14 protein-coding genes are annotated in these 23,697 nt (G+C 53.7%); 5 read left to right on the top strand and 9 right to left on the bottom strand.

What is annotated here, in order from left to right; translation table 11 throughout:
- Nucleotides 1–78 precede the first annotated feature (78 nt).
- The 6 genes from ACMXD4_RS10105 to ACMXD4_RS10080 all read right to left on the bottom strand — a co-directional run bounded on the left by ACMXD4_RS10105 (nucleotide 79) and on the right by ACMXD4_RS10080 (nucleotide 12,336).
- The gene (locus ACMXD4_RS10105; RefSeq protein ID WP_033156402.1) at nucleotides 79–1,542 is read right to left on the bottom strand and encodes a DUF1501 domain-containing protein; all 1,464 of its coding nucleotides are present in this window, start codon (nucleotides 1,540–1,542) and stop codon (nucleotides 79–81) included.
- A 104-nt stretch (nucleotides 1,543–1,646) separates the two neighbouring features.
- A complete protein-coding gene (locus ACMXD4_RS10100) occupies nucleotides 1,647–3,983 on the bottom strand; it encodes a DUF1549 and DUF1553 domain-containing protein (protein WP_171695624.1) in 2,337 nt (778 codons plus the stop codon).
- Nucleotides 3,984–4,049: 66 nt separating this feature from the next.
- Complete coding sequence (locus ACMXD4_RS10095) at nucleotides 4,050–4,556, bottom strand: rhodanese-like domain-containing protein (protein WP_171695625.1); 507 nt, start codon at nucleotides 4,554–4,556, stop codon at nucleotides 4,050–4,052.
- Between the two features lie 635 nt (nucleotides 4,557–5,191).
- Nucleotides 5,192–6,151 (bottom strand): SMP-30/gluconolactonase/LRE family protein, encoded by a 960-nt coding sequence (locus ACMXD4_RS10090; protein WP_171695626.1) that lies wholly within the window; start codon nucleotides 6,149–6,151, stop codon nucleotides 5,192–5,194.
- A 74-nt stretch (nucleotides 6,152–6,225) separates the two neighbouring features.
- Entirely contained in the window at nucleotides 6,226–8,982 is a 2,757-nt protein-coding gene (locus ACMXD4_RS10085) for a TonB-dependent receptor (protein WP_367650864.1), read from the bottom strand.
- Nucleotides 8,983–9,312: 330 nt separating this feature from the next.
- Nucleotides 9,313–12,336, bottom strand: coding sequence for a TonB-dependent receptor (locus ACMXD4_RS10080; protein WP_171695627.1), 3,024 nt, complete (start codon nucleotides 12,334–12,336; stop codon nucleotides 9,313–9,315).
- A 718-nt stretch (nucleotides 12,337–13,054) separates the two neighbouring features.
- On the opposite strand from ACMXD4_RS10080, the gene ACMXD4_RS10075 reads away from it, so the two are divergent.
- Nucleotides 13,055–14,494, top strand: a complete 1,440-nt coding sequence (locus tag ACMXD4_RS10075) for an arylsulfotransferase family protein (RefSeq protein WP_415880665.1) — start codon at nucleotides 13,055–13,057, stop codon at nucleotides 14,492–14,494.
- 176 nt (nucleotides 14,495–14,670) lie between these two features.
- The gene (locus tag ACMXD4_RS10070) at nucleotides 14,671–15,138 is read left to right on the top strand and encodes a cupin domain-containing protein (protein WP_171695629.1); all 468 of its coding nucleotides are present in this window, start codon (nucleotides 14,671–14,673) and stop codon (nucleotides 15,136–15,138) included.
- A gap of 32 nt (nucleotides 15,139–15,170) precedes the next feature.
- On the opposite strand, the gene ACMXD4_RS10065 is transcribed toward ACMXD4_RS10070, so the two are convergent.
- A complete protein-coding gene (locus ACMXD4_RS10065) occupies nucleotides 15,171–16,247 on the bottom strand; it encodes a sigma-54 interaction domain-containing protein (RefSeq protein WP_171695630.1) in 1,077 nt (358 codons plus the stop codon).
- An 820-nt stretch (nucleotides 16,248–17,067) separates the two neighbouring features.
- Here ACMXD4_RS10065 and tatA point away from each other — a divergent pair.
- The 3 genes from tatA to ACMXD4_RS10050 all read left to right on the top strand — a co-directional run bounded on the left by tatA (nucleotide 17,068) and on the right by ACMXD4_RS10050 (nucleotide 21,994).
- Nucleotides 17,068–17,295 (top strand): twin-arginine translocase TatA/TatE family subunit, encoded by a 228-nt coding sequence (gene tatA, locus ACMXD4_RS10060; protein WP_033156406.1) that lies wholly within the window; start codon nucleotides 17,068–17,070, stop codon nucleotides 17,293–17,295.
- Nucleotides 17,296–17,593: 298 nt separating this feature from the next.
- On the top strand, nucleotides 17,594–20,770 hold the full coding sequence (locus ACMXD4_RS10055; RefSeq protein WP_171695631.1) for an efflux RND transporter permease subunit: 3,177 nt from the start codon (nucleotides 17,594–17,596) through the stop codon (nucleotides 20,768–20,770).
- Nucleotides 20,771–20,776: 6 nt separating this feature from the next.
- Nucleotides 20,777–21,994, top strand: a complete 1,218-nt coding sequence (locus tag ACMXD4_RS10050; RefSeq protein WP_033156408.1) for an efflux RND transporter periplasmic adaptor subunit — start codon at nucleotides 20,777–20,779, stop codon at nucleotides 21,992–21,994.
- 51 nt (nucleotides 21,995–22,045) lie between these two features.
- Here ACMXD4_RS10050 and ACMXD4_RS10045 read toward each other — a convergent pair whose 3' ends face one another.
- Both ACMXD4_RS10045 and ACMXD4_RS10040 read right to left on the bottom strand, forming a co-directional pair.
- Nucleotides 22,046–22,546 carry a GNAT family N-acetyltransferase gene (locus tag ACMXD4_RS10045; RefSeq protein ID WP_415880664.1) on the bottom strand — a complete coding sequence of 167 codons (501 nt, stop codon included), beginning with the start codon at nucleotides 22,544–22,546 and terminating at the stop codon, nucleotides 22,046–22,048.
- Nucleotides 22,543–23,652, bottom strand: coding sequence for an NAD(P)H-dependent oxidoreductase (locus ACMXD4_RS10040; RefSeq protein WP_415880663.1), 1,110 nt, complete (start codon nucleotides 23,650–23,652; stop codon nucleotides 22,543–22,545). The genes ACMXD4_RS10045 and ACMXD4_RS10040 overlap by 4 nt, the downstream gene beginning before the upstream one ends.
- Nucleotides 23,653–23,697: the final 45 nt, after the last annotated feature.

Here is a 23,697-nt window from a genome sequence, read left to right as displayed (position 1 = left end):
TGCCCCGGCAAACAGCCGGCTCGGCGAATCGCTTACCCGAAAGCGCCAAGCCTTCGGGTAGGCTGTTAAAGCTCAACCTTAAGCAATCAGTTCCTTGATCACTTTGCCGTACACCACGGTTGGACGTTCCGAACGGCCTTGATACTTGTAAATCAGCTTCAAGTGATCCAGACCCAACTGGTTCAACACCGTGGCGTGCAAGTCGTAGGTATCGACTTCGGTACCTTTGATAGCTTGTACGCCCAGCTCGTCGGTGCCGCCATGGGTATAACCGGCTTTGACGCCGCCGCCTGCCATCCATTGGGTATAGCCCCAAGGATTGTGGTCGCGGCCGTCGCCGGATTCGCTCCAAGGGGTACGACCAAACTCGGAAGTCCAGACCACCAGGGTTTCATCCAGCAAACCTTTGGCTTTCAAATCTTTCAACAAGCCGGCGATCGGTTTGTCGATAATTTTTGAATGCTTGCTGTGGTTGTCTTCGATGTTTTGGTGCGCGTCCCAATCGCGGCTGTCGCCTTTGATGTCGGTCGGGCCGGATACGACTTGCACGAAACGCACACCGCGTTCGGTCAAGCGTCTGGCACGCAACAACAACTCGCCGTATGGGCGGGTGATTTCATCGTTCAAGCCATACAGCGCTTTAGTCGCGTCGGATTCCTTACTAAAGTCAACCGCTTCCGGTGCGGTTTCCTGCATGCGGTAAGCCAGCTCGTAAGATTCGGTGCGGGCTTGCAGTTCGCTATCGGTTGGATAGTTGGCCGCATGTTGTTGATTAATCTGTTTCAACAAGTCCAGCGCATGGCGTTTTTCCGCGTTAGCCAGATATTCCGGGTTGTTCAAATGCAGAATCGGCGAATTACCGGGACGGAACGGCGTACCTTGATAAACCGCGGGTAAAAAGCCGGATTCCCAGTTGGTCACACCGCCGCGCGGTTCGCGTTTGTCGTTATACAACACCACGTAGGCCGGCAGATTCGGGTTCGCCGAACCCAAAGCATATTGCACCCAAGCGCCCAGTGTTGGCCGGCCGGGGTTCAAGCCGCCGGTGTTCAACTTCATGATGGAAATATCGTGGGTCGCACCAACAGTCACACTGGATTTAATAAATGCCAGGTCGTCGGCATGTTCCGCCAGATTGGGCAGCCAGTCAGAAAACCAGGCGCCGCTTTGACCGTGCTGTTTCCAGTCGCGTTTGGTGGCGATCAATTTAGTGATACCGCCTTGAGTACTGGTTTTGATGCCTTGCAAAAACGAAGCGGGAATACCGGTACCGGCTTGTTTGACCAACTGCGGTTTGTAGTCGTACAAATCCAGCGTGCTGGGGGCACCGGACATGTGCAGCCAGATGACGGTTTTGGCTTTAGGCGCAAAATGCGGCGCTTTCGGCGCTAAAGGATTGGCGCCGGCCAAGGCTTGCAGGGCTGGGTCGTCCGCCAGAGCAGTGGCAATGACGCCACCACCGGGCAGAAAGCCGCTGACGGCCAAGCCACCTAAGCCATAGCCGGTTTTTATTAAAAAATCGCGACGTGATTTGTTGTTCATTATCTAAACCTCTTGAATAGTATTTTGTGTCGGCAACTGCTTCGGGTCCGGTAAGGCGCCTACCGATTTGGCAAACGCCCACTTAAACCGAGTCGTATGTATCGTTAAAACCGGTAGATGAACTCGTTGGAGTTGGCTACCACGTGGACCAAATCCACGAATGCAGCGGCTCTCACAGGGTCACCCAGCGGCTTGTCCTTAACGCCGGCCGGTACGTTCACTTCAAATTTGCCATCCGCCGCCTTAGCGCGAATGATGGCTTCCTGTTCATTCAAGAAGGCCTGCAACGACTCTTTCTCATCGTCCTTCGGTTGCCGTGCAAACAAGATTTGATACAGTCTGCTGATGCGATCTTCTTCGTCTTCACCCGCTTCGTTGATCACCCGACCAGCCAAGGATTTAGACCAGTCGAATATCAGCTCGCTGTTGTACAGAGTCAGGGCTTGCAACGGCGTGGTGGTAACCTCGCGTTTGCTGTGCGCTTCCTGCGGCGACGCCATGTTGAAGGAGTCCAGGATCGGATACGGAATACTGCGCCGGGTAAAGATGTACAAACTGCGACGGTTCTGATCGTGCACATCCTTGGAGGTTTTCCAGGCCGGATCGCCTTGGAAGTTACCGCTGGCGGTGTTAATCGCTTTGGGCAACGGCGGGTACACGCTAGGTCCACCTACTTTTTCTTCCAATTTGCCAGCAGCGGCTAACAAGGAATCCCTGACCTGCTCCGCTTCCAAACGTTGGCGCGGAAACACTGCCAGCCATTGGTTTTCGCCGTCGGCTTTGGCCACATCTTCGCGGTAATCCGAGGATTGGCGATAAACGCTGGACAACAGTATCTCGCGGTGCAGTTTTTTCACGCTCCAGCCGTCGTTGACGAATTTAGAGGCCAGGTAATCCAGCAACTCGGGATGCGTCGGTTTTTGACCGGCTTTACCGAAATCGCTGACGGTGGTCACGATACCTTTACCGAAATATTGATCCCAAATCCGGTTGGTAAATACCCGAGCGGTCAAAGGATTGGTCGGGCTGGTAATCCATTTAGCCAGCGCTGAACGGCGACCGGATGAAAACGGCAACGGTTTGATGTCCGGTTTTTCGTCGGTAATCGCTTCCGGGAAAGCCGGTTGCACTTCTTCCAATGGTTTTTCGTGATCGCCCACCGCAAACACATAGCTAGGCGGCGCATCCGGATGGCCCAGTTCGGTCATCGCCGAAATGGTATTGGAAGACGTGGTAGGTTTCAGATCGTTGAATTTTTTAAGTTCTTTATCCAGTTTTTCCAACTCGGCCCATTGCTCGGCAATCTTTGGATCGCGCGTTTTAGCATCGGTACTTTCGCCTTTTTCCCGGAAATACGATTCCAAACTGCCTTCGTCGGTCACATTAGCCAAACGATGGTTAACCCAACGGTCGCGAGCGTTCCATTGCTCTTTAGGCTTGAAGATCGCTTCCCGCGAGTCGGTCAAATAACGTTCCTTGTGATATTTAAGTGCCTCTTCCCTATGCGTATCGATAATGGCTTTTTTCTTAGCGCGAATCTCTTTAGTCGCCTCTTCCCATTTGGCGTACTGTTGTTCGTAGGCTTTTTCCACCTCACCTTTCTTCGCAGGGATATTGTCTACCGGCGCGATGTTGGCAAAGAACGACTGTAGCGAGAAATAATCTTTCTGACTGATCTTGTCGAACTTGTGGTTATGGCACCGCGCGCACTCCACGGTTTGACCCAGCACTACCTTGCCCACGGTATCGGTAATATCCGTGGTGATTTGGTATTTGCGTTGCACCAAGTCGCGGGAGTTGCTGTTGTCCGGGAATTGCGCCATGAAGCCGGTGGCCACCAAGGCTTGTTCGTCGCCCGGCCACAATTCGTCGCCGGCCAATTGTTCCTGAATAAATCTGCTGTATGGCTTGTCCTGATTAAATGAATTGATCACGTAATCGCGGTAACGCCACATGTTCAAGCGGTCGTTATCGTTTTGAAAACCGGTACTGTCGGCATAACGCGCCAAATCCAGCCATTTACGCCCTTGGCGCTCGCCGTATTTCGGCGAAGCCAACAAACGGTCCGCCAATTTTTCGTAGGCATCAGGCGATTTATCATTAACAAACGAATCGACTTCTTCCGGGGTGGGAATGACACCCCACACATCCAGCGTAGCCCGGCGGATGAACGACGCCCGGTCGGTATCCTGTGAGGGCTTGATACCTTTCGCTTCCAGCGGTGCCAACACAAACGCATCAATAGGGGTTCTGACCCAATCTTTCTGCTGTACCTCAGGCACGGCAGGCGCCTTAACCGGTTGATATGACCAGAGTTTGGATTTGGACTGTCCGGCTGGAGCAGCGGCTTCGGTGGCCGGTTTTTCTTCGGCGGCCTGAGCAGCGTCGGAGAGCGCAAGTGCCAGCCCCCAGACCACCGCGCAATATAGTTTTATTTTCATTGAATTCCTCCAAAATGACAGCTTGATGGAACGAAGCCGGGGCTTAAACCCAACCTCATTCGGAAATTAACCTTTATGCTTATGGCCTTTTCTGTGCTCTTGCTCTTTGGCATGCTCTTCGGGCTTAGGCGCAGGCGGGACGATTTTGGTAATCTTGCCGCCCTCTTCTTCATAGTTTTGCGAACCTATCGCGCCTACTACTTTGAAACCCTTTTCAGCCAGCAAATCGGCAGACTTACCGGCACGGCCGGCGTGATTGGACACGGTGACTATGGAGCGTTCTTTAGGGATAAACGGCAAAGCCTTATCCAGTTCATCGATCTGTACGTTCAAATAGACGGGAAAGGTACCGATCTTGCTGATCTCATCAGGACGGCGTACATCGATAAACAATACTTGCTCAGGCTTGGCGAGTAAGGCATCGATTTCCGCGCGATTCAATTTTGGGGTTTTATAGGTATAAGGCCGCGCGGCCGGCGCCTCGGTTTTTTTACCGGCGTCCGCGTCAGCGGCAAACGCTACCGGAGCCGCCAAGATCAGAGCCAAAAGAGCCGCTGTGGTCGTGTTTTTCATTGCTATGTCTTCCTGTTATTAGTTGCTAACTGCACGGTTTATCGCGCTTGAATAAGGTTCCTCATTTGGTAAAAAGCAACTAGCATGCCACTCGAAAAATATCCGCCATAAAAAACCATCACCAGCTTGTTAATCATTGATTTAACACGTGATATTTATTTCAAACCACTCTCGATAATGCTTGATAAATCCCTGAACACCCAAGCACAGCCCAAGCAACTGGTGGAAATTCAGCAGGGTCGCAACATGCCCTGTTGCTGGGCTAGCACCACACCAACCGTTGAATGATCCGGCCGGATTGATCCTTGGCGCGCCGTTCGGGCTGAGCTCGTCGCAGCCTGAAGCGCTTGGCGCTTCGACAATACTGTCAACGGCGGAAAAACGAGCGGTATTTACGGTTGACGTTAATAAAGTTGCTTGGGTCTATAAGAAAGGAGACGTACAGATAGGCCAAGCAGGAACGCTGTAACTTCACGACCTTCGGCACTAAGAGCCGAGCCAATACGCCGGACAAAAAAAAACGGGCTAAGGATCAATCCTTGCCCGTTAGAGGTTCTCACCACGAGAGCTTGATGAAATGCTTGGGGCCCTTAAGTCCCGTTTTAAGGGCTGTTTGAGATACTCCGTCAAATCGGCTATTTCGGCCGACTGCTAATACCTGCCGAGAGCAGCGGAATTTTGTAAGCCGCGCCGCGACCGACGACATACAGGGTTTTCTTGTCCACACCCGCAAAGGCCAGGTTCTGCGGCTTTTTGGGTAATGGAATCACGCCCAGGCTCTCACCTTTAGCGCTGATGATTTCTACACCGGCGTTGGAAGCAACATACAACCGGCCTTCATCGTCCAATGCAATACCGTCGGCACCGCTGGACCACGTGCCGTCTTCGCCTTTTTTCCAACCCTCCAGTTTGGCGAAATTGCGCCGATTCTGAATCGAACCGTCCGCAGCAATATCGTAAGCCAGGATGTGTTCGCCTTGGGTATTGGCGACGTACAAGACTTTTTCGTCCTTGCTTAATTGAATACCGTTGGGCCGTTCAATGTCGGTCGCCAATTGTTTAAGCTCGCCGCCGGGTGAAATATAAAACACGCCGGGATGCGACGGCGGCGGATTGGGATTGTCCTTGCTCGGCCGGGTGCCGCTATCGGTAAAGTAGATACCGCCATTGCTGGCGCGCACTAAATCGTTAGGACGTTGAAATGCGGTGCCTTGATAGTTTTCGGCCAAGGTATTTTTCTTGTTGGCCGGATAGACTACGCCGACCTTGGTTTTGACGGTTTGTACCGCGACGATGTCACCGTCGGGCGTTAACGCCAGGCCGTTGGCGCCGTTGGAATTTTCCAGAAACGTCGAGACTTTATCGTCCGTGCCGATCCGTATGATTTTGTTGGCTTGGGTTTCGGTGAACAATAAACTGCCGTCACTATAACCAATAGGTCCCTCGGTCCCGTTAAAGCCGTCTTTGATCAGCTCGGCTACCACACCGCCGGCGGCGACGCCGGGAATTGCCGGGGTAACCGGGTCGTCGGCGCTGGCCGCCGCCGCATAAATCAACGCGCTAAATCCCAGTAAATAGAAGTGTTTAGATAACATCAGTATTTCCTTTGCAAATGTTTCGATAAATCAGTTTGCCGGACGGCATTCTGGCCGTCCGGCGCGTGTAACAATTAGAACTTGGCTCTAAAGTGCACCCCGTAGTAACGCGCATCGCCGAATGAAGCACTCGCCGCGCCGGTACCGGAAAAGTTACTGGCATTGGTAAAGTAGATCGTGTCGAAAATGTTTCTACCCACCAAGTCCAGGTTGTACTTGCCATTTTTAGTACCCAATCCAATCCCGCCATCGGTGACGTGATAGGCGTCCTGCTTGCCATAGCGCGACAAACTGGCGTTATAGTTAGCTGCGGATTTAAAGCTGTCGATCAAATACGCATGCCATTGCAAACCGTAGTCGTTACCGTAACCAAAGGTTAAAGGCGCCCGGTAATCTATCCCGTAGTTAGCAGTAAACGCCGGCGCGTTCGGGATGGTTTTGCCGGTTTGATCGCAATATCCGGTGTTATTCGCTTCTGGTGGGCAAGGCGCGTTGGCAAAGTCGGTGTAAATGGCTTTGTTATACGAGCCGTTCAGGAACACATTCAAACCTTGGGTAATATCCCAATTGGTTTCCAATTCGATACCGCGTAATTGAATACCGCCGATATTGCCCAGTTGCGTCAAGAATTGACCGGCCCGCAATGGGTCAGCCGCCACCAGCTGCGATTGATAACTTTGAATATCGGTTTGGTACAAGTTGACGTTGAATACCAGCTTGCGATCCAGCAAAGTGCTCTTGAAACCAAATTCGTAGTCCATCACGTCTTCCGGTTTGACGTTTTCCGTAGCCCCAGTGTTAAAGTTGAACTGCGCCGCCCCGGATTTTTGACCGCCGGCCACTGAACCGTAGACCATCAAATCTTTATTCACTTTGTAACTGGGGTTAATCAACCAGTTTTGCGAATTCTGATCGAAACCTTGCCGCGGAGCATCCCATTCCGGACCCAGACGGTTACTGCGAATAGCCTTGGCCGCAGCAATCTGCGCGGCATTGGCACCCACGGAGGCACCCAAAGCATCTAAATCCACACCGCCCAAATTCCGGCTATAACCGGTGTTTTCCCGACGTTCAAAGGTATTGCGCAAGCCTAAGGTCAAGGTCGCATCATCGGTGACATGCCAGTTGATCTGACCGTAGCCGGCATAGCTATCGGTGGCAGGCACCACGTTTTGCGTCAACATGGTATCGCGCATGGACGCCGCCAATAATTGCCGGGACGCCGGGCTGGCATTCAACAGCGCGTACTGGCTATTGCTGGCATGGAACGCGCCGGCATCCACCCCAAAAAGGCGTTGATTAAAGGTATTGGCGATAGCACGCATCGCAAACACCCCGAACTGGTAATCGATGGGTCCAGGGTCTTTAGACGCCAATCTGAGCTCCTGCGACCATTGCTCATTTTTAACAGTCCAACCGGAAATCCGTTCAACGTCTGCGGTACTTGACTCGCCATCATGATTAGGTTCAAACAACGCATCCCGATAAGCGGAAATCGAGGTCAACCGATGTCCTGCCACATCCCAGTTGATTTCCGCCGACACCCCGGAACCATCGCCGCGCGATTGGCGCCTTTCGTTGTTCGCCATCGCTCTGGGATCACCAATCACGGTCACCGGTTGGCCATTGGTTCGCAGTGTATTGAACCAATCCCTGGCCAACCGCGAACTGAAGGTCGTGGTTCGCAGGGTGCCATCGTCAAAGCGCGTAGGATCGGCGATGAGGGGTTGCACGCTCATGGTTTGAGTCGAGGCAGTTTTATCGACAATCACCCGCGCGCTCAAATCTTCGCTCGGCGTAAACAGAAACTGTAAACGCCCACCCAACGCATTGGTTTCGCCTAAATCCCCCTCACTGCGATGCACATCCAAATTTTTCACAAAGCCGTCGCGCTTATCGATAAACCCGGAAGCGCGATACGCCAACAAACCCGGCAAGATGGTACCGGTAGCGCCGAATTTGCCTTGCAGGGTATCCCTATCCCCCGCGAAGCCATCCACGTAATAACTGTTCTTGAATGAAGGCGCTTTAGTGGTAATGTTCAGCAAACCCAGGTTGCTGTTTTTACCTTGCAGCGTACCTTGCGGACCACGCAACACTTCCACTTGATCCAAATCGGCAAAGTTGGCCCACGCCGCCCCTGCCCATGCCCGCCAGACGTTATCCACCATCACGCCAACACTGGGCTCCATGGATTCGTTACCGCTGTTTTTGCCCAAACCCCGCAAAGCAATACTGGTTTGCCGGGCGTTGGCCGAGGTCACACCCAAGTTAGGCGCACGCCGGGAAAAATCTTGTACCGACACCACGTTATCCCTCTCCAGCGTTTCCCGATTGATTACCGCCACCGGAATCGGTACCTCCTGCAACTTCTCTTCCTTACGCCGAGACGTTACGACCACTTCCGACAGGTTTTGCGGCTCGTCGGCCTTTTCTTCCGGCTCCGGCTCAGCGGCGGCTACGACATTGTCCGGCTCCTGGCTGGCTTGCGCAGCCGGATCGTTAACAGCAGGCGCCGGCGCGGCCGCCACGCCTCTTTTAAGTAAATCCTGCTCACGCCGTTTTGAGGCTTCCAATTCCCGGCTCAAGCGTTCAACCTGTGCTTGTAAATCGTTCACTTTGGTATCGGCAACCGCTTTATTACCGGTCTTTTTCGCGCTTTTTTTAACCGGCGCCGTTTGGGCGGTCGCATCGCTAGCAATCAGCATTGAACCACCCGCAATAGCCATTGCCACACATACCGACAAACCGCGCCGATTGCTAATGTGCAGCGGCACTTTCACCGATTCAATGTTGTCTGCCGACAGACTCCCAATTAAATTTTCCTTCACGATCTCACCTATGCGAATGTTACAAAAACCAATTCGAGCCAACGCCACGACGACGCCCGCGATTCGAACTTTCTGTAACGCTCAACGCAACGACCGTGCCACAGGATGATAAACATCCGCCTAGCCATCCATTAATTAGATTTAAACAATTGAATTTAATAACTAACTTTAAGACCCAATTTATCTATCTTGCTAACATCATGAGAACGCCGCCAGCTGAAAAACTGTTGAAAGGTCATCAGCCTTTGCTGACTAACTGCCCGCCAATCAACAGTTTCATTTCCAGGTTACGAACTGGTGTCAAGCGTGTTTTTTGGTCAACCTACCATCTTAAATTTTCCCGCTTAGCTGAATACCGAACCAACGCGGATAAGGATCCGGCGCATAGGAATTCCAGCCAATTTCGTGATTTCTATCGTTGAAGATGTTTTTACCGATCAGGCTCAAGTCCCAGTGCTTGTCGCGGGTACCGATACCGATCGCCGCGTCCGTTCTGGCTCTATCCTCTACCCAACCGTAGGCCGATAAGGTATCGCTATTATTGAACTCGGTTTGGTAGTTGGTATTAAAGCTGGTGTGCGCTATGTATTTGCTCTCGAAAATCGGCTTGGAATATTCGGCACCGACGTTAAAGTTCCATTTGGAAGCACCGGGTAGATACTGGCCGGTCATATCGACGTAATCCCCGGTCAGATAACCCAGCTCATCGGGTTTAGGTGCATTTTTGTAATCCAGATATTCGGCAACGTTATAGGCGCCGTTGAAACGGATCGACAAATCGGGAATGGTGTTGATCACGCTGTCCAACTCCACGCCGTGCACCCGCACCCGACCGACGTTGCCTTGCGTCGTGGCGTAGGCTGTCAGGCCGGAACCACCGGGCGCCAGGTTGACTTCGGTTTGGAATTGGTCCACCACCTGAACCGCTTGCTGGTAGTTCTTAATATCCATGACAAACGCATCGACATTAAGCACCACCGACTTATCCAGCCAAAAGGATTTAAAACCGAGCTCTAGGGCATGAGTTTCTTCCGGTTTGACGGTGAACGGCAGACCGTTGACCGGCGCAATCGATCCCGATTTCTCGCCGTATTGCCAGGACAAATACGTCGTCAGGTCTTCATTGATTTTGTAGCTGGGCGTCAATTGCGCGGTATACAGTACATCCCGGTAGTTATCCTCGACGGTTTGATTCAAACGGCCGATTTGCGAGGCACGCAAGGTTTTGGCATTGGCGACCATGGTTTTTTGCGCGGCGGTCAACGCCGAATAGCTGGAGCCGCCAAAGTATCGAGCCGCCAAGGAGTCGGCCAGCGCGGTTTGCTCGGCGCTGTTCACCACAGTATCGCCGGCTACCACGCCGGTTTGCGCAGCGTTGAGTTTTCCGTAATTGCTTGTCGATCCGTAGAAGGTGTTGGTCACTGTTTTATTGGACCCATCGGGATTTTTGTCGATCACCCCGTCGCCATCCTGATCGACGGTAAACGACTGCGCCGTATCGGAATTAAAACCGCCGGTGGCCACATCACGCACCGCCACTGGATTAAAGGCGCCACCAACGCCATTTCTGGCAATGTTCTTAAAGTTGCGCGACGTACGGTCTTCATGCGTGGCGCGTACCCCGGCGGTAAGGGTGAAATTGTCGGTAAAGTGCAAATCCGATTCGCCGTATATGGCACCGGATTGGGTACGAATCTCGGTAGACTCGAAGGTGCGCGCATCCTGCAACAGGTCTTTCAGGATAGCCTCGCCGGCGCCGCGATTGGTGCCGGCGTTTCTATATAAAGCATTGTACTGGCCGTTGGTGGCAAACCAGGCCCCGGCGTCGGCGCCCCAGCCGGCTTTCGAGTCCACATTATCCTTGGTCCACAAACCGATCACGCCGGCCTTGTAATCCAAAAAGCCGCCCGGTTTGTTGACGATTTTAAATTCCTGCGTCCATTGATTGTATTTAACCCCGCCGCCGCCATCGACGCTGATGTCAAACGGCGTACCTTCGTCGTTGTGCGCATCAAAGCGATATTCGCGCACCCCGGTTCTGGAGCTCAACACATGATTGCCGACTTCCCAGTCGATTAACGCCGCTGCGCCCTGGTTATTGACGGTTTGGCCTTTGTTTTGATCGAACCAGACGGTGCCGCGTTGTTCGCCGCCGATATAATCGTTATAGGTAAACCCTCTGTTGGCAAAGTACTGGCCGGCCGCCGCTCTTGAACCGACGGCGCTGATCGCCCCCGGACTGGTGGTATCGGTCAGCGCAAATTGGTTGCTATGACTGAAATAGCCATTGAGTTTGGAGTAGGCGGATGTGCCGTTTCTATCCGTGAGACTACCGTCGGCAAACCGAAAAGGCTGATCATGATAGAAGGTCAAACCGTTTTGTACCTGTGGTTGCTTCGGCTCGAAGTCGGCGATAAAGCGTGCCGTTAAGTTTGAGGTTGGGGTAAACAGCAACTGCGCGCGCCCGCTCAGGCGATCGCGGTTATATAGTGTGTAGTTTCTGTCGTATTCGTTTTCATAAAAACCCCGCGCCTTATCGACGATGAATGATCCACGCCAGGCCAGAAAATTATCGATCACCGTCCCGCCCAAAGCACCTTGCAATATCAAGGACTCCCGTTGCCCATAAGCGGCGGACAATTCCGCTGTCGGCGCGAATGTCGGCAATTTGGAGGTGACGTTCACTTTACCCGAGCTTGCGGCCAAGCCGCCCTCGGTACCGCGCGGCCCGCGCGTGACTTCCACCGCTTCCACGTCGTAAAAACTGAAGTTAGCCAACTGCGTCAAGGCATACGGTACACCGTCCACCGTCACGCCGACGCTGGGATCCTGGGTTTCCGTAAAACTTCTTTTCCCCAAACCGCGCACCGATAGCGAGGCGCCGCGGGTATTGTTTTGATTGAATTGCACGTTGGACGCGCGGCGGGTGATGTCGCCCAAGTCCCTGGACAGTTCCCGATTAAGTTCGGTGCCGGATACTACCGATACCGATTGCGCGACTTCGTGTAATTTCGCCAATTTGGGTTTGGCCTTTACTACCACTTCGCCCAAATCCGCTTTTTGATCGTCATCGTTCTGGGCTAACTCGGTTGCCTGCGCTTCGTTCGGCGCGGCAACTGTTTCCGCGATTGGTGCACCGGCATTAGTAGTTCCGGCAGCTGCGGTGCCCGCTGCGCCTTTCTTGATAAACTCCAATTCTCGTTGTTTGGCGGCGGCAAGCTGCTGACGCAAAGCTTGATTTTCCGCTTCCAAATCGCTGACCGCTTTGCTGTTGACGGTTTTGGTTTTGCTGTTTTTTTTCGGTGCGGCTTCCACATCGACTGCAGACGCCATGGACACACCGGCGATAGCCATTGCGACGCAGGTCGATAATCTACGTCGCGCACTGATTGCTTGAGGAACCCCATCCTGTCGAGTAGCGCTTATTGAAAAAGCACTTGTTAATTTATCGCTCACTGTGTCACCTAAACGAATGTTAAAAAAATCGATAAAAACTAACGCTAATACTGTGCCGTCTAAAACCATATCCGGCTTTAACATCGTTTTTGCAATAGGCATGCCAGCAATATTAAATGCGCATTGAAGGGAAATAATCCCGGAAAATATATTTATAAAATACTGTTTTATATGAACATTTAAATTAATTACTCGTGATCAACCGGAAATATTAACAGCCAATTCACGCGCTGTTTTTATCAAACGCTGCTGAAACTCAAACAATTACTGCTGGCGACATGAACGGCCTTTGCTGTTAGGCTGAACGAGCATTGCTGATCGACTGAAAGACGTCTGCTGAATTGGAAATACTTTTTGCTGATGGCCTGCACTTGGCTCAACAAGTTTGGCCAAATCCATCGACCCCCTCTGCCGTTTACCCTAAGGCTTACTGGAAAAATACCGCGCGTGAGCACTGGCGTGCTAATGACAAAGCCTTGAAATACCGGCCCTTGTATAGCTTATGGCTTTTTGCGGTCAGATATTTGGGGAGCAACCCGGATAAAACAACATATTGGCTTGATCATTGCTTAACACCAAAAGCAATAGCAAACACCCCTATATAAAGGAATAAAAAATGACACAAATCAGACCCTCCGCAAGCGCGCAGGGAGGCAAAAAGAACCGGGCATCGCGCAAAAACCAGGCTTGGCAACAAGCCACGTTGATTGCGTTAGGCACGGCCCTCAGCGTCTCGGCATTATCCGGACCGAGTGTTTTTCCCACTGGTACCACGCGCTACGATCCCAGCAAAGCCTACAACTCATTTGTTTTGTTCAGCGGCGGCGACAACATCGCGCATTTGATCGATTTAAACGGAAACTCCGTACACGAATGGCCGGATGCCGCCAGCCACAGCACCTTAATCAACCCGGCATTGACCGGCGGCAAACTGGGACATGTGTTTGTGACGCAGGAAACCACCGAAGGCAAAGGCACAGACCTGGTACCCGGCCAAGTCAGCAAGAAAATCACCAAAACCATTGCCGAGCTGGATTGGGACGGCAAAACCGTCTGGCGTTTTGGCGACAAAGCCCCCGGCGGCGCGGCGCAACAACATCATGACTGGGCCAGATTGCCCAACGGCAATACGGTGGTGTTGGCTAATCTGGTACATCCGGTTAAGGGGTTTAAGCAAGCGCAGGTTTTGGACGATGTGATTTACGAGGTCAATCCGGCTGGCGAAGTCGTCTGGAAGTGGATTGCCTCGGAACATCTTAATGAATTTGGCTTTACGCCGGCAGAACTTAAATTGGTCAGGAACGCCGAAATCGCCGACTACCTGCATGTCAACAATCTGAAAGTAGTTGGCCCAAATCATTGGTATGCCGCCGGCGACCAGCGCTTTCATCCGGATAATTTGTTGATCGACGCGCGTAACGCCAATTTCATCATCATCATTGATAGAAAGACCGGCAAAGTGGTCTGGAACCTGGGGCCGCACTACCCAGCCGCGTCCATTGAAGAACAACAAGCCCGCAAGGTGCCGCGCCCGGTCGATCAAATCAGTGCCCAGCACGATGCGCATATCATTCCGGAAGGCTTACCCGGCGCCGGGAATTTATTAGTGTTCGACAATCAAGGCATCGCCGGTTATCCGCCCGCTCCCGTGCCGCGTACCGGTGGTTCGCGCGTATTGGAGATAGATCCGATCAAGAAAGAAATTGTCTGGCAGTACACAGGCGAGAGCTCGGGCGGCCCCAGTTGGTCGTTTCGTAGCACCCATATCAGCGCTGCCCGCCGCTTGCCTAACGGGAATACTTTTATAGACGAGGGCCAGAGTGGACGCTTATTTCAAGTGACAACCGACGGCGACATAGTCTGGGAATATATCAATCCGTATTTTCGTACCGGTAAGGATGCTTTGACCGGCCGGGCCACCGCCAACAACTCGGTATATCGCGGCCAACCGGTGCCTTACGATTGGGTACCGGCCGGCACACCGCATAGTGAAAATCCGGTCAGTGCGCCTGATTTGAGCAAATTTCGACTACCGATAGCCAGTAACAAACCCTAAAACAACTTGGTAAAAACCCAGGTACGCGGTATGCAATTTTAAAACCATGGGTTTCGGGGTATCCGGTCGTGATGTTTGGTAGACGGGTTACTACCATTAAGTTTAACGGAACGGACACTCCACAACCGGATACCCCGAAACCCATGGCACGAACACCCTATAATTTGGAGACTAAGATGTTAGGTAAACCTATTCGACCAACGTTATCGCTACCGATCTTGACGGTCGCGCTATGCTGCGCGTATAGCTCGGCGGCAGCTTTGGAACTCGACCCCAAAGCCATCAACATCAAACTGCCCGAGCAGATTAATTGGGTGGCAAACCCCAGCGGCTCGGAGAGCGCGGTATTGGTAGGCGATCCCAGCAAGCCAGGCCTGTATGTCGTACTGAACAAGTGGAAGGCTCATCACAATAGCAAGCCGCATTCACACCCGAACGACCGTTTCATAACCGTGATTTCAGGAACATGGTGGGTAGGCACCGGCACGGATTATGATCCGACGCATTTGCAAGCGGTGCCGGCGGGCAGCTTCGTCACCCACTACGGCAACGAAATCCATTATGACGGTGCCAAAGACGAAGACACGATTCTGCAGATTGTCGGCATAGGCCCGGCTACGTCTACCCCGGCCCCTGCAAAATAGCAGGCAGCTCGCCATCGGCGAGCTGTCTAAGATTACTCTTCGCTTTCTTCGTAGGCGACGGCCAATTTTCTCTGACCATTGGCCAACATGCCATACAAGCCTAGTTTGTGCCGTAGGACATTGCGGCTTATATCCAGCAAGCGCGCGGTTTGCACCTGGTTTTCTTCGCAAAACTCGAACGCCGTACGAATCACGGTTTCTTCGATAATATCGAATAACTTAGGCGGCGCTTGTTCGCACAAACGTAGTAGCGAACTCTCCAGCGACGAAGTGGAAACTGTCGGTCCGGTCTGCGAAGCTCGCACACCGGATAACTTAAAGTCCTCCGGACGCAAGCGATTGCCGGGGCAGACCAACAATGCTCTATGCACGGCATTTTCCAACTCACGAATGTTGCCGGGCCAATCGTAATTTAACAAGGCCAACTCGGTGGATGGCGATAATTTGATTTCGCCGTAGCCCAGGCGGTCGCCGTAGACTTTCAGAAAGTGCCTGGCCAAAGGCAAAATGTCGCCCGGACGTTCCCGCAACGGTGCCAAATGAATCGCCGCCACATTAAAACGGTAATACAGATCGGCGCGAAAATGCGACGCCGCCACCGCTTCTTCCAAATTAACATTGGTAGCGGCGATGACTCGAACATCCACCGGCGACGGCGTGCGCGAACCCACCTTGACCACTTCCCTTTCCTGCAATACCCGCAATAATTTCGCTTGCAAGCCCAGCGGTAAATCGCCGACTTCGTCCAAAAACAAACTGCCTTTATTGGCGGTTTCGAACCAACCTTCTTTGGTATTTAAAGCGCCGGTGAAAGCGCCTTTTTCGTGGCCGAACAATTCGCTTTCGATCAGGTTTTCACTGAGTGCCGCGCAATTCAGAGCCCCGAACGGTCCTTTGGCGCGCTTGCTCAGTGCATGCACATGTCTGGCGACCAATTCCTTGCCGGTGCCGGTCTCACCGATGATCAGCACTGTCGCATCGCTAGGCGCGATCCGCTCGATGTGCTCCAACAGTTTTCGTGAAACCGGATCCTCGAACACCATCGCTGTGGCTCGCACCGTGTGCGACAGCTGTCGTAATTGCAATTCGTCAAATGCCAATAATGTCATACGGTTTCCCCTTTACTGCGAGCAACGATGCCGCCACTCAAAAATTGTTCCATGAAAACTCTTTTCCTAAGATGTCAAAAATAGTGATTCGTCAGCGGCATCGCAAATCAACTGCCGATACGCCAACGCCAAACAAAAATCAGCCTTACCGTGCCGAAAGTCAGCCTACACATCGGCACCAGCGCCGAGCACAGACCAAAAAAAAGCCAGCAGTCCTTTGGGGACACACTGGCTTCCGGCGATCCGGTCAGCAGAAGTGGATGTTATGGAGACAAAATGCTCGGAAAATAACAGCGAGATACCAGGCTCTAAGCATGGTTCATGCCACTTCGTGTTTTCAGCACATCATAAAGGATTACAGGTTTTTGCGAAACCCAAATGTTGCCACAGCAACATAATCTGCTGATTTAGTGTTGATATTTCAACATATTTTCATAGGCCTGCATTTTACTGGCCGGACATTGCGTTTTTTCGCGCTAATCCAATGAACTTGGGCTTTTTCAACAAGCCCGGTCAGCCAAAATCGCTGCTTAAACATGCCCACTATGTTGCAGCCTGTTCGTATACCAGCAGCATTTGCTGATTCAATGCTGGTAGATCAGCATTTTTTGGGATAGTTGCCGTTGACCCGCCTGCCTCCATACTCGGTAACTAAAACCAGTGTTGTTGATATGCCAGGAACACAGCGGCACTTAGGCTTATTCCAGTGCTCACTCGGCAGATTGGCCCTTATCTTGCTGAAGACCGCCGTGAGAAGGCTAAGTCAAACTCATTAAGCGACTTAATCTAATATCCGCAACTTTCAACTTTGGAGCAAAACATGGGCTTGAGCATTCCCCACCTATTAGTAGTTTTAGCGATTGTGGTCTTGGTGTTCGGCACCAAGCGCTTGAAGAATGTCGGCGCCGACTTGGGCGATGCGATCAAGGGATTTCGTACAGCGGTAAAGGAAAGTGAAGAAGCTGAAGAGGCCAAGGCGATTACCCAACTCTATCAGGAAGAATTATCCGGTGATTTGATAGGCAAAGCTGACCGCACCAAAGCCTGATACGCCGGCTTGCTGTTCTCAGGCGAACGCGCTTAGACCCGCGCCCTGCTGCCATAGCAACAGCTATTGATCGCCGCCTGTTTGCACACCAACAGCTTGGAACATTTGCCCGGCAAAAATTATGCTGCTGATTCTCACGTAAGCTCAAGCCCATGCAGGACACTATGCTTGGAAAAACCGGTGGAGATTGTTTGGAACAGCACTTGCTTAGGACAAGCACTAAATTGCCTTTGCCGGATAAACGCTAGTTTTAAAACCGGCCAGACCTCGCTAACCAATCGGATCTCCCGAGAAATCCATGTGGATCGTTAATATTGCTTTACGCCGCCCCTATACCTTTATTGTGGCGGCGCTGTTGATTCTATTGTCTACACCCTATGTGTTGCGGAAAATGCCCACCGATATTTTCCCAACCATCGATATTCCGGTGGTAGCGATGCTCTGGCAATACAACGGGATGACCGCCAAGGAAATAGCCGACCGCTTAACCACCACGGTCGAGCGCTCCATGGCCTTGATCGACGGCATTGAACACAGTGAATCTTTGTCTTACGGCGGGGCGGCGGTGGTTAAAGTATTTTTCCACCCCGGCACGGACATCCGCACCGCCATCGCCCAGGTGATGTCCAGCAGCAACTCGGTTTACCGCTCGCTGCCGACCAATGTGGCACCGCCGCAAGTCATTCAATATTCGGCGGCCGATCTGCCGTTGGTGCAGTTGGGCATTTCCAGTAGCGTCGTCCCGGAAACCGATGTCAACGATCTGGTGAATAATATCGCCAGAACCGCATTGCAATCCAAACCCGGCGTAGCGATGACGAATCCGTTCGGCGCGAAAAGCCGGCAGATTACGCTGGATGTCGACGCCGCGGCCCTGTTGGCGCGCGGCCTGTCGCCCGCCGATTTAAACGATACCCTGGCCGCGCAAAACCTGATCCTGCCCACCGGCACCGTAAAAATCGGCACCAACGAATACGACGTCAGCCTGAATGGCGCGGTGGCGGCGATACCCCGGCTCGCCGACCTGCCGGTCCGCACCGTGAACGGCGTAACAACGCTGGTCCGCGACGTGGCAACGGTGCGCGACGGCGCCGCACCGGTTACGACCATTGCCCGGCAAAACGGCGAGCGTGGCATATTGACTTCGATCTTCAAGGTCGGTCGCACCTCGACGCTGGAAGTGGTTGAACACGTCCGGCAAACCATTCCGAAAATGCTCGACCTAATGCCGGAAGGCATCAACATGCGGCTAATGTTCGACCAATCGCTGTTCGTGAAAGCCGCCATCGGCAACGTGCTGCACGAAGCATTGATCGCCGCCGGCTTAACCGCCGCAATGATCTTGCTGTTTCTGGGCAACTGGCGCACCACCTGCATCATCGCGGTATCGATACCGTTGTCTATCATGTGCTCGCTAATTGCCTTGTATCTTGTCGGCGAAACCATCAATCTAATGACGATGGGTGGCCTGGCCTTGGCGGTGGGGATTTTGGTGGACGACGCCACCGTGGAAATCGAAAACATCGAGCGGCAAATGCTGCTGGGCAAGAACCCCCATCAAGCCATCCTGGACGGAGCCGCGGAAATCGCGATGCCGGCGCTGGTCTCCACGCTTTGCATCTGCATCGTGTTCGTACCGATGTTTTTCCTGTCCGGCGTGGCCCGTAGCCTGTTTGTGCCGATGGCGGAAGCGGTGGTGTTCGCGATGTTGGCCTCTTATGTGTTATCGCGGACCTTGGTGCCGACGCTGGCGATGTATGTCATGTCCGGCCATCACGGCCATACCGATGCACCGCCGACCAACGCGCTAGCACGGGGCTTTCAACGTCTGCATCACGCCTTCGAGCGCGGCTTCGAACAGTTTCGCGGCCACTATCTGATCCTGGCCAGCCACTTGCTGAAACACCGTTTGCGTTACAGCTCGGCGATTTTAGGCTTTTGCCTGGCATCGCTGGGTTTAGTGCCGCTATTGGGAGAAGATTTGTTTCCGGCGGTGGACGCCGGGCAGATTCGCCTGCATGTCCGTGCGCCTTCCGGCACCCGCATTGAGGAGATGCCGCAACACATCGATGCGGTGGAAAAAGTCATTCGCGGCATCATTCCCGCCGAAGAAATCGCCGATCTGCTCGACATCATCGGCGGCCCCTACAGCACCCGTAACACCTTGTTCGGCAATTCCGGCACCGTGGAAACCGCCGACACCGAGATCATGATTTCACTGCGTCCGGGCGACCACGCGCCCAGCGCCGACTATATCAAGCGCCTGCGCGCAGAACTGCCCGGACAATTTCCCGGCCTGGAATTTTTCTTCCAACCTGCCGACCAGGTTAGCCAGACCCTGAACTTCGGTGTACCGGCGCCTATCGACATCCAGTTCATCGGCGGCAAGCCGGACGAGGTGATGCCGCAGGTCATCGCCTTGCAAAATCGCTTGCGGCAAATTCCCGGCATCGTCGATGCACATATTTACCAGCGAATGAACCGGCCGGCATTGGACTTGGAAATGAATCGCCAGCAATTACAGCAACTGGGTTTGTCGGCCCGCGATCTGGCGCAAAACCTGTTGCTGACCCTGAGCGGCAGCATGCAGACCGCGCCGTCGTTCTGGCTAAATCCGGCCAACGGTAACTCGGTTAATATCGGCGTGATGGGTAATCCGCTGGACTTGGACAATCTGGACGCCTTGATGCGCACGCCGGTGGGCGGCGGTAACGGCCAACCGCAATTACTGGGCAATCTGGTCAAATTGAAACGCACCGTATTACCGGTCGCGGTAACGCATTACAACGCCAATAATGTGTTCGATATTTACGCCAGCGTTGAAGGCTGCGATCTGGGTTCCGTAAGCCGGAAAATCGAGACGCTGGTAGCCGACAGCCGCAGCCATTTGCCGCGCGGCGTCGATTTGAGCGTGCGCGGCCAGATCGAAACTCTGAAAAGTTCGTTTACCGGTTTGGGCGCCGGCTTGGCCGTAGCAATTGTGATGCTGTATCTGTTGCTGGTAGTCAATTTCCAATCCTGGCTGGACCCGCTGATTATCGTCAGCGCCCTGCCCGCCGCGCTGGCCGGCATCGCCTGGACCTTGTTTTTGACCGGCACCACTTTGAGTATCCCGGCCTTGACCGGCAGCATCATGGCCATGGGCGTGGTCACCGCCAATAGCATTTTATTGGTGTCGTTTGCCCGCACCCGTCTGGCAGAAGGTGTACCGCCGGTGACGGCAGCGTTGGAAGCAGCGGCTACCCGGCTCAGACCGGTGCTGATGACCGCCTTTGCGATGATCGTCGGCATGTTGCCGATGGCCGTCGGCTGGGGCGAAGGCGCCGAACAAAACGCACCGCTGGGCCGCGCGGTGATAGGCGGCCTGGCCTTTGCCACCGTGTCTACTTTACTGTTCGTGCCGCTGGTGTTTGCCGGCACTCATCGCTGGCTGGCGCACCGACTTTCGCATCGCACAACCTTTGTAACTCCCTAAAATCATATGAATAGCATCCCTTCATCACCCTTTGCGCGACCATCCACCGACCATACGCACCGCACCCTGCTGGTAGTAAAACGGCTGGGTTTGGGGCTATTGTTATTGCTCCTGCTGGCCGGCACCTGGCGCCTGGCGCAAAACCTGCAGCAAGCGGAAACCTTGCAGGCGCAAACAGCGGCGAGTCAGCAGCGCAGCGTCATCGCCGCTCATTCAAGGCCGGGCGAGGCGACCCGCAAATTGGTATTGCCTGCCAGTTTGCGTGGCAACACCGAAACCCAACTCTATGCGCGCAGCAACGGCTACTTAAGCGTCTGGCACAAGACCATAGGCGATCAGGTTAAGAAAGGTGACTTGTTGGCGGTCATCGACGTGCCCGAACTGGAACAGGAATTAGCACAATCGCGCGCCGCGCTGGCTCAAGTTAAAGCCCGATTGGAACTGACCCGCACCACCCTGCAACGCTGGACGCAATTGAACGGCACCGACAGCGGCACCCAACAGGAATTTGACGAAAAACGCAGCGCGTTCCTGCAAGCCGAAGCCGATTTCTCCGCCGCGCAAGCCAATGTCAAGCGCCTGGAAAATATCGAAGGCTACCGGCGCATCGTTGCCCCGTTTTCCGGCGTGATTACCCGTCGGGGGGTGGATGTCGGCAGCTTGATCGTCGCAGGCAGTCAGGAGTTATTTGCCTTGACGCAAACGGACCCGTTGCGCTTGACGGTTTGGGTGCCGCAAGTCTACGCGGACGACATCAAGGCCGGTCAGGAAGTCTCGGTAAGAGTCCTGGATTCCCAAGGCAAGCCGGTGAGCGCCCATGTGGATCATGTCGCCGGCGCTCTGGACCCGGTCAATCGTTCCCGGCAGGTGGACATTACTCTGCCCAACAAGGACGGTAAGTTACTGCCCGGTTCCTACGTGGAAATCTCCATCAACGTTGCCGGCAAATCCAGCCCCTTGGTGGTGCCGGCTAATGTATTGGTGATCGATCAAGCCGGCTCGCATGTGGTAGTGGTCGATGCGGAACATCGTGTGGCGTTTCGTCCGGTAAAATTGGGCCGCGATTTTGGCCGCGAGCTGGAAATATTGGAAGGCATCTCGGCCAGCGATACCTTGGTCGCCAGCCCCTCGGATCTGTTAGTGGAAGGCGAAACCGTGGGCGTGGTGGAAGCCCAACAAAAACAGGCGGAGAAAGCCAAGGACAAAACCGCCGGCAAATCATGAAATATTCCAGCAGTCCGCGGCAGGACGGGCCATCCGGTAGAGAAATGGCTATCATCGCCACGATGCGGCGTTTAGCGCTGAGCTTGGCAATTGCATGGGCACAAATGCCACGCCTTTGTCCTCTATCTTAGGCCCCAGCGGCTGAAATCCCAGCCGAGCATAAAACGGCACGGAGGATAGCGCGGCATTCACCGTGAAGGTCTCCGACGGGCATGCGGCCAACGATAAGGTGATGGCGCGCAACGCCAATGCCGTGCCGATACCTTGGTATTGGCAGTCAGGCGCCACAAACAGATGAAAAAGATGCCGGGCATCGCGAACTGCAACCACACCGGCCAGCTTACCGTTTAGCAAACCGACGAGATAAAGGATATTAGCGTCGGCGATGTAACAATCAATCGCTTGCGGGCTGATGCTCGAATAAAACAACTCGGCACCGTCGCCCGTTGGGGAAATCGTACAACGGTTGGCAACACTGCCAATCAGTTGGCTAACGCACTCGGCATCGGTCGCTACGGCGGGACGAATGATCAACGGCGAGTTCGTGATCATTGCGCGGTAGCGGCAACATCCGGCAAGTTGTGATAAACCTGCTCGACGGTTTGGTTTTCGGTTAAGGCTTCGACGACAGCCGGTATGGGTTCCGCATGGATGCCGGGCAAGTCTTGTTCCAAGGGATTCACAATCGAAAACGCCAATTTCTCCAGCGGCGGGCAAAAATCGGCGTCCACACCTGGCTTGTTACCACGCGCATCGATCCGGTACCAACCGTGTTGCGGCAGGTAAACCGCGTTCAAACCGTGCAGGCAATAAGGCGGCTGGTCGCCGTCTAGCGTCAAGCGTTGGTAACACAGCGCGGCCGGGATGGCGTTGGCGCGCAATAGCGCCGCCAGTAAATGGCTTTTGGCGTAACAATAGCCGGTGCCGTGGATTAACACCTCTGAGGCTTTACAGGTCACTGGGTTCAGCCGGTAGTCCCAGCTATGCTGGATTTCGTCGCGCACGAATTCGAAACAGCGTTTGGCGATTTGTTCCTCACCGGCGCAGCCTTCCGCCAAATTGGTGGCTTGGGCTACGATGGCCGGATGTTGGCTGTCGATATAAACACTGCTGCCCAGGAAGGACTTCATATCCGGTAACAGCTTTACCGTGCGTTGGATTTTGGTTAACACGCCGCTCAGTAATGAAACGATTTCCGGCATCGCCAACAGCTCCGCTTCGCCGATGTTGGCGCTCGGCAGCGGCAAGGTGATCGAGGCGGCTTCGATCAGTGTGGCCGACATAGTGACCAAGGTTTCCCGGAGCGCGGCATCGGCATGATGGGTGCGCGGCGATGCATTCAATACCGCCACCGGCTTATCCACAAAGCCCTCGAAGGCCACCAACCAATCCAGCGTATTTTTGATGGTGCCGGTAACGCCGTGCGCATATTCCGGGCTGGCGATCAGCAAGGCATCCGCCGAGGCCACTTCGTTGCGTAATTGCAGGGCAACGGCCGGCGGCGCGCTTTCCAAATCCGGATTGTATAAAGGCAAGTCGCCAAGCCCGGAAAACAAATAGACTTCGATAGAGGAAGGCGCCAAATGCCTCACAACGCGCAGCACGGCGGAATTGATGGACGCAGCCCTTAAGCTGCCGGATAAAGCCAGTATTTTCATGGCAAAGCTAAGTGTGGAAAGTCAGGGAGAAGTAATGGCAAGCAA

Origin of the sequence: Methylomonas sp. TEB (assembly GCF_047777895.1) — a bacterium.
Lineage (GTDB): Bacteria > Pseudomonadota > Gammaproteobacteria > Methylococcales > Methylomonadaceae > Methylomonas.
This window is presented reverse-complemented; position numbering and strand designations above follow the sequence as displayed.